The organism is Colwellia meonggei (genome assembly GCF_057537295.1).
This window is the reverse complement of record NZ_BAAJLZ010000006.1, coordinates 228,102-242,942: the sequence shown is the minus strand read 5'-3', so window position 1 is coordinate 242,942 and position 14,841 is coordinate 228,102. Positions and strand designations below refer to the sequence as shown.

The following is a 14,841-nucleotide window of genomic DNA, read 5'->3' as shown; positions in this document are numbered from 1 at the left end:
GAAGATACGGGTCCTTGTCCAGAAGAAGCACGTGAAAAATTCAACTCGCTGCGTGAAGCTTACGAAAATGCTAATAAAGTAATTGACGCTAAAGGTCGCGGCCATGCTGATGCACAAGTAGCAATTGACGCCTTAGCTGAAGTATTTAAAGAATTCCGTATTGTGCCGAAAGTATTTGATCGTCTTGTTAAAAACATGCGTAGCGTTATGGATCGCTTGCGTGTTCAAGAACGTTTGATCATGAAGCATTGTGTTGTTGGCGCAGGTATGCCAAAAGCAACCTTCATCAAAATTTTCCCAGGTAATGAAACCTCGAAAGATTGGTTTGAAGCGCAAAAAGCGGCAGGTGAGCCACATTCTAAGCGTATGGCTGACATTGAACTTGATGTTGAACGCTGTATCTACAAGTTGAACATGTTGGAAGAAGAAACTTACCTAAATGTTCATGGCATTAAAGATATCAACCGTCGCATGTCAATCGGTGAAGCGAAAGCTCGTCGTGCGAAGAAAGAAATGGTTGAAGCTAACTTACGTCTTGTAATTTCCATTGCGAAAAAATACACCAACCGTGGTTTACAATTCTTGGATTTAATTCAAGAAGGTAACATTGGCTTAATGAAAGCCGTTGACAAGTTTGAATACCGTCGTGGTTACAAATTCTCAACTTATGCAACATGGTGGATTCGTCAAGCAATTACCCGTTCAATTGCCGACCAAGCACGTACAATTCGTATTCCGGTACATATGATTGAAACGATTAATAAACTTAACCGTATTTCACGTCAAATGTTACAAGAAATGGGCCGTGAACCAACACCTGAAGAATTAGCTGAACGCATGATAATGCCAGAAGACAAAATTCGTAAAGTGTTGAAAATTGCTAAAGAGCCTATTTCAATGGAAACACCAATTGGTGATGATGAAGATTCGCACTTAGGTGACTTTATTGAAGATGGCAGCGGCGAATTACCTGTTGATTCTGCAACATCTGAAAACTTGAAAGATGCAACGCACGAAGTATTGGCTGGTTTAACCGCGCGTGAAGCAAAAGTTTTAAGAATGCGCTTCGGTATTGATATGAATACTGATCACACTTTAGAAGAAGTAGGTAAGCAGTTTGACGTAACACGTGAGCGTATTCGTCAAATTGAAGCAAAAGCGTTACGTAAATTACGTCACCCTTCTCGTTCTGAACAGCTGAAAAGCTTCTTAGACGGCGAGTAAGCATAGTGAATTAATGGATCTGGTACTGTTATCCACATCCATATGAACATAAAATCCAGCATATAGCTGGATTTTTTTTACCTGAATTCTACCTGTCAAATGAAAATTCTATAATGGCTTAGTGCTCAATTGCATGTTTAGCTGAAGTTAAAAACTCTTGGTCCGTCAAGGTGTGTAAAAATGCTATCAAGTCTTGCTTCTCTTCCGATGTTAGCTCAAATCCTTTTACAAACTGGCTCTTAAAACGATTAGCTCGTCCGTCGCCCAGATATATTCCTTGCTCAATATTCCGGCCACCTGCGGCATAAATGTCAATTACGTCCGATAACGTTGCTACACTGCCATCATGCATGTAGGGAGCGCTGTATTCGATATTACGTAGCGTTGGCGCTCTAAATCGGCCATCGTCTTTCGCTAAGGTAGAAATTTCTGCTAGTCCGGTATCTTTTGTTGGATAACCACCCTGCTGATTTTTGCCAACCACATTGTAAAGACCGGTATTATGAAATGGTCGGCGATCAATTAGTTGCTGCTCATGGCCTGTTGATTGGGTAAAATTAAAACCGCCATGGCAATGATGGCATTCTAAGCGCTCAGAAAAAAATAAATTCATGCCACGAATTGCTGACTCAGAAATGGCGCTGTCATCACCCAAATAAGCATATTGATCAAATGGCGAATTTAATGAAATAAGGCTACGTACGAAACTCGCTAATGCTTTCACTATAAGCTCATAACTTATCGCTTGGTTCGGGAACGCATGTTGAAAAAGTTGCTGATATTTCTCATTCTGAAAACGTGCTAATACTTCTTCTTCATGCCCGGTAATACCTAGTTCGACTGGATCTTCTCCAAACATAGGTAATAAAATTTGCCGCTCTAAAGTTGTGATACCATCATGCGCCCAAGTAAGAGTCTTATTATAAGCAATATTGACTAACGCTGGAGCATTACGTCTATGTATACCGCCAGTTGAGCCTATTGATACCGCTCGACTTTCTGCAAAAGCAAGCTTTTGCAAATGGCAACTTTCACATGACTGCTGCTGATTTGCCGATAAATTTTTATCAAAAAACAGCGCCTTGCCGAGCATCACTTTTTCGTTACTCATCGGGTTGTTCTCTGGTACTTGCGGCTTAGGAAATCCATCCAATAGCGGCCATTGATACGCCGCCTGTTGATTATTCGAATAGTCACAACTTAGTAAGCAACAACTTATCAAGATGAAAAACAGAACACTTTTTACCTTATTCAACTTCACTTCCTTTAACATCATTTATAGCTCGCTTTGTAGAAAACGTGCCATATTTATGCTGAACACTCAGAGGCTTATTGTTTGTCGCCAAATTATTAAATAATTGCAAGCAGCCTTCGTTGTCACGCTCTGATTGACAATTAGCTTTTGATGACATTTCAACGTTATGCAATAAATGCGCTAAATTAAAGTTGAGCATTAATGCTTTGCTATCGAGATCATCAACAGGTAATTCAAACTCAAACGTATTAGGGTAAAGGCACTTTTGTTTTGGTGGTCGCATGACACTTGCAGCTTTACAACCAGAAGAACCAAGGTGAAATACCCATTGATCGTCAACTGATGCAAACTCGGCTCTAATAAATTTATGGCCTGTTTGCCAAACCCAAAACATTGACGGTAAATTTAGTGGACTTTGCTGACTAACCGGATTTAAGTGGTTAACATCAAACGGTACTCCTACAGTAAACCTAACCGAACGAACTTTAGAAATATCAACATTACTTTCAAATATGATTGACCAATACTCCGCATCATTTTTTTGAGAATGCTGTTTTTTTTCACGACAATTGGTACCTAAAAGCACAGTGTTAGAATTTTGAAATGCGTTTTTGGTTAATTGTAAATGTTGCCACCCTTGCCCTTCAACTTCGATTTCAATATCACTAAGGAAAAATTGCAATTGTTCAATAAACCACGCCTCGCCACTATTTTTAGGGTCAAAGGTCGATTTGCAGCCCAAGATGTTTTCATGCCATTGCAAATTCACTTTAATTTGTTGTACGGGTGAAGTGTTGATAAAAAAGAAATAGCCTGTACAACAAATAATGAAAAAGACAATAACGGAGATTTTTTTTGCTAACATAAAACCTACAAAGCACTTTAGAAGCCAATGATTATAAAAGAAAATATTTAAAATAAAGATAAATCGGCATTAACTAAAAAGCAATGATTTAAAATACTATTCAAATAATGTAAAGTGCATATATAACATTTTATTAACATAAGGACTATCTGATGTTGCGAATAACATGGATATTTGTCATTACAGCGGCAATTTTTAATAGTCAGCTATCATTTGCCCATTCAGAACACGACAAAGCCCGCTTTGTCGCTGAAAATGGCAAAGATACTGGGAAATGTGATCAAGTTTTAAGGCCCTGTAAAACTATTGCTTATGCAGTTCAGCAAGCAAACAAAGGTGATAAAATACTGGTTTCTTCGGGCGAATATACAATTACGTCAAGTGAAGAGTTGTTTTATTTAAAAAGTGCCTTAGTGCCAATTTATGGCGGCTACAACCGTTTTGATCATTTTCAAAGTCAAAGCCCAGATACAAATCCTACAGAATTAAAAAATATTCCACTTGATATGGCAGAGCCATTACGTCAGCAAGGTTTTGTTGTTATGGCTGATGGTAAATCACTTTTCGCCCAAAACAGTCCTGAAAGTAAAGCCTTACAAAGCAAATTAGATAGTTACTTTACATTAAGCGAAAAGCAAACTGGTCTTGATTGTGTTAACGGCTCTGCTGGTAGTTTTGCTTGTAACAATATTGATCTACTTGCACATATGCCACTCAGTGATTTTTCTAGCCGCCCGAGTGCCGCTAACGATATTTGGGGCCATGTTGACCTAAATACAGGCAACGAGTATGCCTTAATAGGCTTATATAACGGTGTTGCTGTTGTAGATGTTTCTGACCCAGAAAACCCTGAAGAAGTTGGCACTATTCGAGGACTCGGCTCTAGTTGGCGTGATATTAAAGTGTACCAATATTTTGATTCAAATATAGGTGCCTGGCAAGCATATGCATATGCCACAATCGACAGTTCAACAGATTATGTAACAATTATAAACCTCAATCAGCTACCAAACTCTGTAAGCCTAGTTGAAAAAAACAGAGTGGTAACCAAAGCGCATAATGTCTATATCACCAATGTTGATCATACTTTAAATACTGCACTGCCAGGGTTAACACCAAGTTTACAACTTATCGGTAGTAACAGGTTTAGCGGTGCATTCCATAGTTATTCATTAGAGACACCTGATACATTAACGGCGATTTCTGACAATTACTTCGGCTCGGGTTATACCCATGACGGCGCTTCAATAAACATTACCGATAGTCGTAAAGATAGCCAGTGTAATAGCAGTGGCGATAGCTGTACGGTTTTCATTGATTTTAATGAAAAAGAAATGAAACTTTGGAATATTACCGATACTTCAGCAACCACCTTACTAGGTACTGGCGAATATAATGACGTAGCAAAAAGTAATCAGTACGTTCATTCTGGCTGGGGTACAGAAGACAAACAGCATATATTCTTACACGACGAGTTTGACGAAAAAGATGGCGGCTTAAATTCAACTGTTCGTATTTTCTCCATTGCTGACCTTAATAATCCAATTCAAGTTGGACAATGGACAGGGCCAACTCGTGCAATTGACCACAATGGCTTTGTTCGAGGAAATCGCTATTACATGTCCAACTATGAGCGTGGCTTAACAGTACTCGATATAACAGATCCTGCAAACCCAGTGGATGTTGGCTTCTTTGATACCTACACACCATCTGATAACGCCGGCTTTAATGGCGCATGGGGTACTTATCCTTACTTACCTTCTGGCAATATTCTTGTTAGCGATATTGGCAGTGGTTTATATATTTTAAAAGATCGCACTCAGGAATCGCCTCAAGGTAAAATCGGCTTTACCACTAAAGAAATAGCGGCTAATCAAGGGGAAAGCTTAACAATCAATGTCGCGCGAGATAGCGCCAGCAACCCAAGCCAAGCAGTAAGTGTAAATTATCAACTTTTACCCGGTAGCGCTAAAGAAAATAGTGACTATACCCCAATATCAGGAACATTAACTTGGCCAGCAAATGACACAACTAGCAAAACTATAACTGTTGATATTGCTGCTGACGCAACAGGAGAAGAATTTCAAGAGAAGTTTTTCGTTCGTTTAAGCCAACCTAGCAATTCAGCAACACTTGGAAGTAATAGTTACTTAACCATAAATGTTGATGGCCGAGTAAATAATGGTTCATTAACATTCACTTCAACTGAAGCAACCGTACCAGAGAATCAAGGTAGCCTAAACATAACCTTAGCACGTCAAGGTAGCTCCACTGGCGCCGTAGCTGTTTCCTATTTACTAAGTTCTGGCTCTGCAACTATTGGAGAAGATGTAGAGTCAGCATCAGGCGTCATTAATTGGGCCGACAGCGACTCTGCAGAGAAAAATATCAGTATTAGTATCATCAATGATGATATCGATGAAGATAACGAAACCTTTACAGTCACAATTTCACCTGAATCTGGCAGTAACTTAGGTACAATAACACAATATACAGTCACCATAGCTGATGACGACAGTAATACAGCCCCTGCAATCACCCTTACTGAAGACAGAGAAGAGAATACAGGCGCAACCGTGACAGTTACAGCAACGGCTTCAGACAATGAAAATGATCCACTAACTTACCTATGGCAGCAAGCCTCTGGCACAGCAATAACATTAAATAACGCTGACACTTTGTCAGCAAACTTTGTTGCACCGGCAGCGGCTGGCACTATTGAATTGTCATTCACCGCCACAGATTCAAAAGGTTTATCAACCAGCAGCACAATCACGCTAACAATTGTTTCACCACCTGTGGTAACCCCAACACCCGCACCAACAACTACCTCGTCATCAGGCGGTGGTGCAATTGCTTATTTATTACTTTTATTGACGCCAATGTTTGTCCGAAGAAGAAAAAATAAGTAAATTTTTTAGTTGAACGATTAGAATAATCAGCTAATCGTTCAACTATTAAACTATCAGATTCATTTCTCAGGTTTTTTAGCTTTTTAGTGGTGACAACAAAATAAAAAATGCTTATACTTCTCGCCGCTTTTAGTTAACCTTCCTCGGTTACTCAGCAAAAGTAAAAGATGGCCCCTTAGCTCAGTTGGTTAGAGCATCCGACTCATAATCGGCAGGTCCCCTGTTCAAGTCAGGGAGGGGCCACCACTTAAATCAATACCTTCAGCGTAATTACTCACTAACAGCACAACCTTAAAATATAATTTTGTAGCAAATATGTAGCTTAGAATTATATAATATTGCCCCCCATTGGTTTTACTTATTTAATTAAGAATATTTTAATTGTTTTGAAAATGGCTTAGGTAGGGAGAATCTAATAGGCTGTTAGCTATTATCGAGCTCCATAACAGCTTATTATCTTGTATTGCTTAAATAATAGATTTAAAACAATAAGTTAAATTTATTACATCAATATACGTAGACCCTATGTAGTACTCATGCTCACTGATTATCACTGGTAAACGTGTTCTATATTTTTACACTTAAATTACTATAAAAGCAGTCAACACCACAAAGCCTACCGAGTTCAGAAATGAATTTACCTTACTAAATAGATCGCTGTGCAACCTGTAATGGTCATTCAGGCAATCATTTTTGTATGATTCTTAGTATCAATAAGAGACATTCGTTACTTAAAAGATTTTCCTTAAAGGAAGTTAATCAATCGTTCAAATGGGCTTTAAAATTTCTTTATGAAAAAATAAAAATTATCAAAATTATCAAAATAGCAATACTGTATAAATATTGTTTGCTTATCATAACTTATAAATCAAAGGTGATAGATTGGTTAGTCTTGAGGTTATGTTAGCTGAATGAAATGAAACTAAATGTTAGTTCTTTATCTTTGAAAACACTCCCCTGAAACGGATTTCAAGAGAGTGACTACTGATTATCAGTATTTATTTAAGCTATCATGGTTCTGAAGTACATTTTGTTGTGATCACTGCTGTCATATGCCACATATTTTCTTTACATGTATTTTGACTTTCATCAATATCAAACTTTATTAACTTATGATTCACACAGTCGGACAACTGATCACAAGTGAAAAAAGCCTTTCGAGTCCATTCACGCAAGAGCCCTGACATCATTGCAGTGTTTTCATTACTCGTGGGGTCGCCACATTTCTTAATTTTCATAGTATGGGTTACAGAAATATCGAATTCTGTCTCACACTCCACCATATAGCTAGAGGCCTCTATAAGCTCTAACGCCTTATTAGTATTAAAATCTTTCATAATAATCTCCTTATTTAAAAATTGGGTCTGCAGAAAATTCTAAATAATTACCTACATTACTCGGCAGAGTATTGATCTGAGGGCTCCATTCCAGCCCTGTACCTGGAAAGTGGTGCGGATAACCAATGACCTTAATCCTGAAAAGTCCTAATATTGCACCTAAAAAATCTATTATTGGGTCAGTTAGACTCGACAGTATCCAAGAGAATATTGCGTTTGCCCAACTTGGATAGTCACAGATATCTATATTCATTCCATCAGAATCAAATTTTCCCCTAAAATAAACACCGCTATTTGGAAATGTAGGAAAAGCAGATACTCTAAAGTTCTTAACTGATAAAGTTAAACAAGGCCCATAACACTTCCACTTACCAAAGCGTTTAGGGTCAAGATCGAAATGGCAAACTCTCAATGTTCCACCAATGCTGGGTGTGACCTCCAACTGGATTCCATTTGGAATAACCCGACCACTTGGATTCTCCAACCTTAACCACCAACCCACTTCAGCTTTCAATGCCCTGTCTAGTTTTTTCTCTTTTTTCCAGCCATCTTTGACAGAAAGTTCTCTTTTTGCAATCAAGTCAAAAGGTTTACTGTTTATCAGAATTGATACATTTTTTTTATAATTGCTACTTGCTTTAGCGGATCTATAATTCTCAACCTCTTCTTCTATCTCTTGCCTTTTCATTTTTAGCCATTGAACCGAAGATGAACTATCTGAGCTCCATTTGGCTAACTCTTCGTCTGAAAGAAGAGTTAATTCTTCATCAACTCTTCTTGAATATTCATTTAAGATAGCACTAACTTCAGTCTGAAGATCTGAACTCAATATGGCTGATTCATCTACCTGACCACCAAGTAATAAATATTCGGATGTAACATCTAGGTAATTTGGAGAGAAGCTAATACCGTCAGCTAATTCAATTGCTTTTGGTAACTCAAACGACCTAATGAAATTAGAAATTTGAGTACTTATGATATTGTTTAACAATAACAATATTAGTCGTTCGATTTCAACACACCACTCTTCATTTCCAACAGAATAGGAATTTCCTTTTTTTTGAGACGAGTTATGAGTAATAGCTGCTTTTATTTCGCTTGCTACAGCATTACTACCTATTGAAAATTCAATTTTTAATGGTTCTAAATTTAAAACAAATGAGCCCCCATCCTCATTTAATATTACCGCACAAGTGGCGATCAGATCCCAATCAAAGCTAACCTTAAGTTTGACATTTGTCGAAGTCCCTTCATATACCACTATTTCAAATACAACATTTTTACCATGTACTTTTAAATTAGGTGGAATGGTGTAGAATTTATCGCCCCTTGCAGAATCCATCCCCTTGGTAATGAGATGTGACTTCCACAACCCCGAAAATCGTGATTTTGAAATAGGGTCAAAATCAAAACTAACTGGATTTTGTAGCTTAAATGATATTTGAATTCTATCACCAAATTCGTCTACAAACGTTGAACCTTCATAGACTGAAGAATTATATTGATAATGACCTTTAGAGAAATTGTTTAAGAATTCTTCGTTAACTGCTGCCCCTATATCAACTCCAGCGTTTTCTAAGTCGTTGTATGGTATACCCATGTTTATCTCCTTTCGTTGGTATTCCCTACAACAACCCTAGATGTTAAGAGTAAAGGATTTTAAATTCTATAACAGAAGGGAAACACATAAATGCGATTGTTAACCTCCATGTTTACTGTACAAAAAGTATACAGAAAAACACAAAAAATCAATAAGAATTTTTCTTTTAGTAGAAAGTGACATGCGAGCTTAGTCACAAAACAGCAATATATGCATAATTAGATTTATAATTTATGTAAGTATTTTATAAATCTCCAACAATAGCTTTTTTAGTTGCTTCAAAAATGTCATTTTTGTCAGGAAACTCCATCCATTCCATATCAAATGGCCTAGCGTTATGAAATGCTTGCCATAGTCGCTCAGTTACATCCCACATAGATAAAAGGCTTTCTTCTATTTCAGACAAACGTACTTCTTTAAACAAATGAATATGCTCATGTTCCTCACTTTTGATAGCATGCGCATAAACTAGATTCCTAATATCCTTGCATTCTTTGTTTAAAAACTTCGTAGCTCCTGACGTTTTTTTGAATAAATTTCTAATATCAATTGCAGAAGGGAATGACTTTCCATCTAGATATGATTTATGCTTCACTAGAAGTGTTTGTTTTCTTTCTTTAAATGCATCTTCGAAAAAATCAGAAGTATTTCTTTGGCAATGGCTTTTAAACTTAGCAAATGATCTTACGTCTTTTCCCGTATCAGTCAAACGACCTAAATATATAAATAAGGTACGGTCTAAAGAGGCGTTATGAGCAAGCCAGAATATTGTGTTCTTGTTCATGGATTTTACAATTTCAGCATCCGCTAATAATCGGTTGAATGATTGCCGATAATACAAAACAGTCAATGCGCTTGTAATTTCTTTTCTCGTGAAATCAATATAACTGCTCGTATTCATCTTATTCCCTTTTATATTCGTTATTTAATAAATGGATAAATGTAACTTTCCTTCTTGACTTTATAACAGTTTGTTTTGGGTTTCTAGACGAGAAATCAGTACTTGGCGCACTTTTTCAAACATTACTTTTGGGTTGTTAGTACAGTTATTTACAGCACTCCAAGCTAACGATTTTGACAATTTATTGCTCTCCCACCTATACCACCTATCCAATTAAATTTATCGGTATAGGTGATATAGGTAATACAGGTCTAATCAAATATTTCGTTAATTGAATGCCCTAACAAACCACTGAATCTTTCTTGAAATATCGGCATTTCGGGCAACTCATAATATGCACCTCTACCACTTTTACCAATTGATTCAATCCCAATTTTAGCAAGCAACCTTCCAATACCACTACGAACTTTAGGTGCACTCATTGGATAATTATTTACCTCTAGCCAACGTCGACAACGTTCTGTCATTTGCTTGGTTTCAATTCAACACATCCCATCAAATGGTTGCTCTTGGGTTAACTCATGAAAAATATACTCTTGATAAGGTGTTAAATTAGCTTTTTTCTCCTCCAATAATGCAGCGGTTACGGGTGCTTTTCTTGGGTCAAAATTTGATAAATCGTAATTCAGCAAATAATCAAACAAATAGTTTGCGCCATTGGCATTTATCCATTGCCACAACCTTTTAAAATACTCAGTGTTTTGTGCAAACCTTCCTGAAGGCTCAAGTACCAAATATCGCCTTTCTCTATTACCAGCCTTAATAACGGTTTCATGATTACTAGCAAAGATAAATCGACAAAAATTAGGCACTTGTATTGGGTCTATTCCCTTACGTTCCATACTTAACCGAGGCTCACTAATCATACCTTTAAGTTTATCTGCTGTTCTTGGATCGGTTAAATCAACTTCATCAGCAAATACTAATAACCTATTAGCGACCACAGAATTAAATCGGCCTGATAATTGATAAGCCCCATTAACCTGAACAGCTAATGAGCCTAAGATTTGCATTAACGGCTCAAGTAAAGTTCCTTTTCCTGTACCTTCAATCGACTTCATTACAATAGCCACACTCGGTTTTTCATCTGGCTTTTGAATCATATGAGCAAAGAAAGCAATTAAATAGTCAGCAGCAACTTGGTCTCCATTACAAATCACTTCAAACACATGATTAATAAAGGGAGTAACATCGCCTTCTTTTGGCGAAATAGCAAATCCTTCAAACAAGTTATATATAGTTGGGGGCATAATTTAGGGTTAGGGTAAAAGCTAATACCATCAGGTTTAAATACTTTCCCCTACAATTCAATATGTCATAAGTTTTAAACTTTTAACAACCTTAGTAACTGAAGAGTGTCTAACTACATTTAAGGTGACAATTCCCAGTTAAACTAAAAGTAACTATTTATTTTACATTTATTTATTTACTATAAGTTAAGCAAACAGTTTCAGTAACTTAGATTTCATATAATACCGAGTATCATTTAGGCATTCGGTTTAGCCATGAATCATGAATAAGGCAAAAAATGTCTGAAAGTACCGATTTAACCTTATTATTAGAACATTCCCGCACTGGCGATAAAGAAGCTTGGAATAAACTTTTCGAATGTGTTTATCCTACGATGAAAGCCATTGTCGCCAATAAAATTAAGCCTTATCAACACAATGTAACATTAAGTACAACTGACTTAGTTCATGACGTTTATATTCGATTTGATAATCACGCATCATATAATTGGCAAAACCGAGCTCACTTTTTTTCAATACTCGCTAGAGTCTCACGTAGAGTAGTAATTGACTATTTACGCTCAAAAAACTGTGAAAAGCGTGGGGGATTAATCATCCACACAGAGATCCAAAATGCCCCCTTAATGGGTGATGAATTGGATAAAGAAGACTGGCTATCAATCGACCGAGTATTAAATGAATTAGCAGACTTAGATCCCGAAATAGTAGAGTTAACGGAATTGAGGTTTTTTGTCGGGCTAACGCTGCAGGAAATTGCTGATATTAAAAAGTTATCATTAAGTAGCGTTAAGCGCCAATGGCGATTTGCTCAAGCTTGGTTGGGCCAAAAACTAAATGAAGTTACATATGCTTGATAATGTTTATCACCAAGCAAAATCTATTTTTATCGATAGCCTTTCTTTGGATAAAGAACAGCTCAATGAGATAATAAAACAACGCTGTGGAGATAATGTAACACTATATGAAAGGGTTATGGAGTTGCATCACCAAGATCTAAAAAATAGTAAATCAACACTACCAACGGAAAATAGCGTTTCTCAAAATTTATTCAAAACAAACTTTATTGACCCTCTTCAGCAAACCTTCGGAAACTATCAAATTATTGATTTAATTGGATGTGGAGGTATGGGAGATGTATTTTTAGCTTCTCGTAGTGACGGGGAATATCAAAAGAACGTAGCAATTAAGGTAGGAACATTTCAGCTGCAATCAGAATTTCATCAATCTCGTTTTTTATTAGAACGACAGTTATTTGCAGACTTAGAGCACCCAGCCATTTGCAGAATGCTCGATGGAGGAACAACAGATTACGGTACGCCATATATTATAATGGAATTTATTGATGGCATGCCTATTACCGAATATTGTAATGAGCAGGAGCTTTCAACAAATGAGTTAATCAATCTTTTTCTAAAAGTTTGTGATGGCATTCAGTTTGCCCACTCACACTCCATTATACACAGAGACATCAAGCCAGCTAATATTTTAGTAAATAAGCAAGGAGAGCCTAAAATAATTGATTTTGGCATAGCCAGCTTAGATACACCTTCCAATCCGGGCGATGAGGCTAGTAGCACCCCAAAAATGTTTACGCCTAACTTTGCTAGCCCAGAACAAATCAAAGGTCTGAAGCTATCAACAGGATCAGACATCTACTCACTAGGCGTCACTTTATACGAATTACTCACTAAAAGACGGCCATTTGAATTATCCTCGCTGCAGCCGAATGAGTATGATAAAGAGCTAAAAAAAGAACATTCATATATCGGCGAAGATTATAAAAAAAGTTGGCTAAAGAGAAAGTTAAGAAACAAGAACTTCCGATTAGAAGACGTTAATGCAATAGTCACTAAAGCTATGTCTTATGATGTCTCAAAACGTTATCAATCCGTTACTCAATTAAGAAGTGATTTACAGTGTTTTCTTAATCATCAACCAGTTTCGGTTAACCCTCCAGGTCTTTTCCATCGTTTCAGTTTATGGAGGCTTCGACATAAATTTGCCAGCCTGATGTTAATATTTAGTGCAATACTAGTTATATTTTCTTTTACGTTGCTTACATTTAAAAACAACCAGTTAGCGACAGAAAGAGATATTGCCAATACGCAATCATTACGCGCACAAGCAATTAGTTCATTACTTACTAGCGCATTTAAGCAAGTAGACCCATATAATGCAAATGGTCAATCAAAGTCAGCACAAGAAGTATTAGTTGTAGCAAGTCAGCAATTAGTTGAAAAGGAGTTTTCTCCAGAATTAGAAAGCAGTTTACACAACACTTTAGGTGAAGTTTTTTTAAATATGTCTAGCTACTCTGAAGCTAAGCAGCATTTTAATAAGGTATTGTCGGTAACAAATTCGCCCGACTTTAGGAAAAAAAACTTCTCTATAGAGGCTACATTAACATCACTTGGTTTCGCCGAGCTTGGTTTAGGAAACATTGAAAGCGCCCAACACTTTATCGAAAAAGCGTTAGCTGCAACAATAGAAAACAAAACTAAAACTCCACATTTATTAGCCAATATAAATTACTTACAAGGTAGGATTCACCAGCATCAAGCTAAGTGGGAAGAAGCAATCGACTCACATATAAAAGCAAAGAATCTATACTTGTCCTCTAATTCCCAAATGGAAAGTTCTGCGTTACAAAACAATATTTTTTTAGCTAAGGCACAAATAAGTAATCGAAGTTATGCTGTAGCTGAAAAGCTATTACTGAAATTACGTGGGCAATTAACAGAGCAAAAACTTACTATGTCGCCAGATTTTGCAGAGATTGAGGCAACAATAGCTTTACTTTACTGGTTTCAAGATCGTTGGCTAGAGTCAGAAGTTCTTCTAGAAGAACAATTAACTCGGGTAACTAAACTATACGGAATTTATTCTGACCTCCATGCTGATACAGCAGGTATGATGGCCATGACTAAACTACAACTAGCTAAAACAGATGATGCACAGAAGTATCATAAACTAGCAATCGAAATAACAACCCAAAAATATGGTGGCGAACATGTAAAATTGATAGGGCTTTTAATTAATTACGGTAATTTACTGCAAAACTTAGAAAAATATTCCGCAGCAGAACCAATATTAAAGCAAGCATTAGCTTTATCAACAGCGCATCACGGAAGAAACCATGACACGACTGGTTACGCTAAATGGACATTAGGGATTATTACAGGCCGATTAAAAGACTTGGAAAAGAGCATTTTTCTAATGAAAGAAGCAGAGCAACTTTTCCAAGCTAAGTACGATAAAGCTGAATACCCAATAGCTGAGATTAAGTTATCAATCGGAGTAGCACTACTTTATAGCCAAAAATTTCTCCACGCCGAGCAGTATCTATTAGCATGTATAGAGCGAAATATTCAACGGGAGAATGTAAATAAAAAAATGTTAAAGCAAAGTATCAAATATCTTAAACAAATTTACACACAAATCAGCCAACCAGAAAAGATCGGTGCTGTTGAACAATTAGTGAGTGATTTTATTTAATT

General features: G+C 36.8%; 11 protein-coding genes and 1 tRNA gene. 5 read left to right on the top strand and 7 right to left on the bottom strand.

The features are described 5' to 3' along the window. Positions 1-1,224: RNA polymerase sigma factor RpoD (rpoD, locus tag AC27E9_RS15305; RefSeq protein ID WP_487131648.1), on the top strand; the 1,224-nt coding region annotated here is incomplete at its 5' end. A 118-nt stretch (positions 1,225-1,342) separates the two neighbouring features. On the opposite strand, the gene AC27E9_RS15300 is transcribed toward rpoD, so the two are convergent. Together AC27E9_RS15300 and AC27E9_RS15295 are read right to left on the bottom strand one after the other, a co-directional pair. Further along, positions 1,343-2,479 carry an MbnH family di-heme enzyme gene (locus AC27E9_RS15300; protein ID WP_487131646.1) on the bottom strand — a complete coding sequence of 379 codons (1,137 nt, stop codon included), beginning with the start codon at positions 2,477-2,479 and terminating at the stop codon, positions 1,343-1,345. Beyond that, positions 2,472-3,344, bottom strand: coding sequence for an MbnP family copper-binding protein (locus AC27E9_RS15295; RefSeq protein WP_487131644.1), 873 nt, complete (start codon positions 3,342-3,344; stop codon positions 2,472-2,474). The genes AC27E9_RS15300 and AC27E9_RS15295 overlap by 8 nt, the downstream gene beginning before the upstream one ends. 152 nt (positions 3,345-3,496) lie before the next feature. Here AC27E9_RS15295 and AC27E9_RS15290 point away from each other — a divergent pair, with 152 nt between their 5' ends. Beyond that, positions 3,497-6,256, top strand: a complete 2,760-nt coding sequence (locus AC27E9_RS15290; RefSeq protein ID WP_487131642.1) for a choice-of-anchor B family protein — start codon at positions 3,497-3,499, stop codon at positions 6,254-6,256. A 169-nt stretch (positions 6,257-6,425) separates the two neighbouring features. After that, positions 6,426-6,502, top strand: a tRNA-Ile gene (locus AC27E9_RS15285). 764 nt (positions 6,503-7,266) lie between these two features. Here AC27E9_RS15285 and AC27E9_RS15280 read toward each other — a convergent pair. From AC27E9_RS15280 to AC27E9_RS15260, 5 genes are all read right to left on the bottom strand, one after another. Further along, positions 7,267-7,593, bottom strand: a complete 327-nt coding sequence (locus AC27E9_RS15280; RefSeq protein ID WP_487131640.1) for a hypothetical protein — start codon at positions 7,591-7,593, stop codon at positions 7,267-7,269. 10 nt (positions 7,594-7,603) lie between these two features. Next, entirely contained in the window at positions 7,604-9,193 is a 1,590-nt protein-coding gene (locus AC27E9_RS15275) for a hypothetical protein (protein WP_487131638.1), read from the bottom strand. 244 nt (positions 9,194-9,437) lie between these two features. Next, on the bottom strand, positions 9,438-10,094 hold the full coding sequence (locus tag AC27E9_RS15270) for an AbiU2 domain-containing protein (protein ID WP_487131636.1): 657 nt from the start codon (positions 10,092-10,094) through the stop codon (positions 9,438-9,440). A gap of 251 nt (positions 10,095-10,345) precedes the next feature. After that, complete coding sequence (locus AC27E9_RS15265; protein WP_487131634.1) at positions 10,346-10,561, bottom strand: hypothetical protein; 216 nt, start codon at positions 10,559-10,561, stop codon at positions 10,346-10,348. A gap of 15 nt (positions 10,562-10,576) precedes the next feature. Next, the gene (locus tag AC27E9_RS15260; RefSeq protein ID WP_487131632.1) at positions 10,577-11,344 is read right to left on the bottom strand and encodes a primase-helicase family protein; all 768 of its coding nucleotides are present in this window, start codon (positions 11,342-11,344) and stop codon (positions 10,577-10,579) included. Positions 11,345-11,622: 278 nt separating this feature from the next. On the opposite strand from AC27E9_RS15260, the gene AC27E9_RS15255 reads away from it, so the two are divergent. Further along, complete coding sequence (locus AC27E9_RS15255; protein ID WP_487131630.1) at positions 11,623-12,198, top strand: ECF-type sigma factor; 576 nt, start codon at positions 11,623-11,625, stop codon at positions 12,196-12,198. Further along, positions 12,179-14,839 carry a protein kinase domain-containing protein gene (locus tag AC27E9_RS15250; RefSeq protein ID WP_487131628.1) on the top strand — a complete coding sequence of 887 codons (2,661 nt, stop codon included), beginning with the start codon at positions 12,179-12,181 and terminating at the stop codon, positions 14,837-14,839. Before AC27E9_RS15255 ends, AC27E9_RS15250 begins: the two co-directional genes overlap by 20 nt. Positions 14,840-14,841 lie beyond the last annotated feature (2 nt).

What these genes read in the sequence shown, in the direction of transcription:
- AC27E9_RS15290 (WP_487131642.1), top strand. Translation starts at nt 3,497, where the DNA reads ATGTTGCGAATAACATGGATATTTGTCATTACAGCGGCAATTTTTAAT.
- AC27E9_RS15270 (WP_487131636.1), bottom strand. Translation starts at nt 10,094, where the DNA reads ATGAATACGAGCAGTTATATTGATTTCACGAGAAAAGAAATTACAAGC.
- AC27E9_RS15255 (WP_487131630.1), top strand. Translation starts at nt 11,623, where the DNA reads ATGTCTGAAAGTACCGATTTAACCTTATTATTAGAACATTCCCGCACT.
- AC27E9_RS15280 (WP_487131640.1), bottom strand. Translation starts at nt 7,593, where the DNA reads ATGAAAGATTTTAATACTAATAAGGCGTTAGAGCTTATAGAGGCCTCT.
- AC27E9_RS15260 (WP_487131632.1), bottom strand. Translation starts at nt 11,344, where the DNA reads ATGCCCCCAACTATATATAACTTGTTTGAAGGATTTGCTATTTCGCCA.
- AC27E9_RS15250 (WP_487131628.1), top strand. Translation starts at nt 12,179, where the DNA reads ATGAAGTTACATATGCTTGATAATGTTTATCACCAAGCAAAATCTATT.
- AC27E9_RS15265 (WP_487131634.1), bottom strand. Translation starts at nt 10,561, where the DNA reads ATGACAGAACGTTGTCGACGTTGGCTAGAGGTAAATAATTATCCAATG.
- AC27E9_RS15295 (WP_487131644.1), bottom strand. Translation starts at nt 3,344, where the DNA reads ATGTTAGCAAAAAAAATCTCCGTTATTGTCTTTTTCATTATTTGTTGT.
- AC27E9_RS15275 (WP_487131638.1), bottom strand. Translation starts at nt 9,193, where the DNA reads ATGGGTATACCATACAACGACTTAGAAAACGCTGGAGTTGATATAGGG.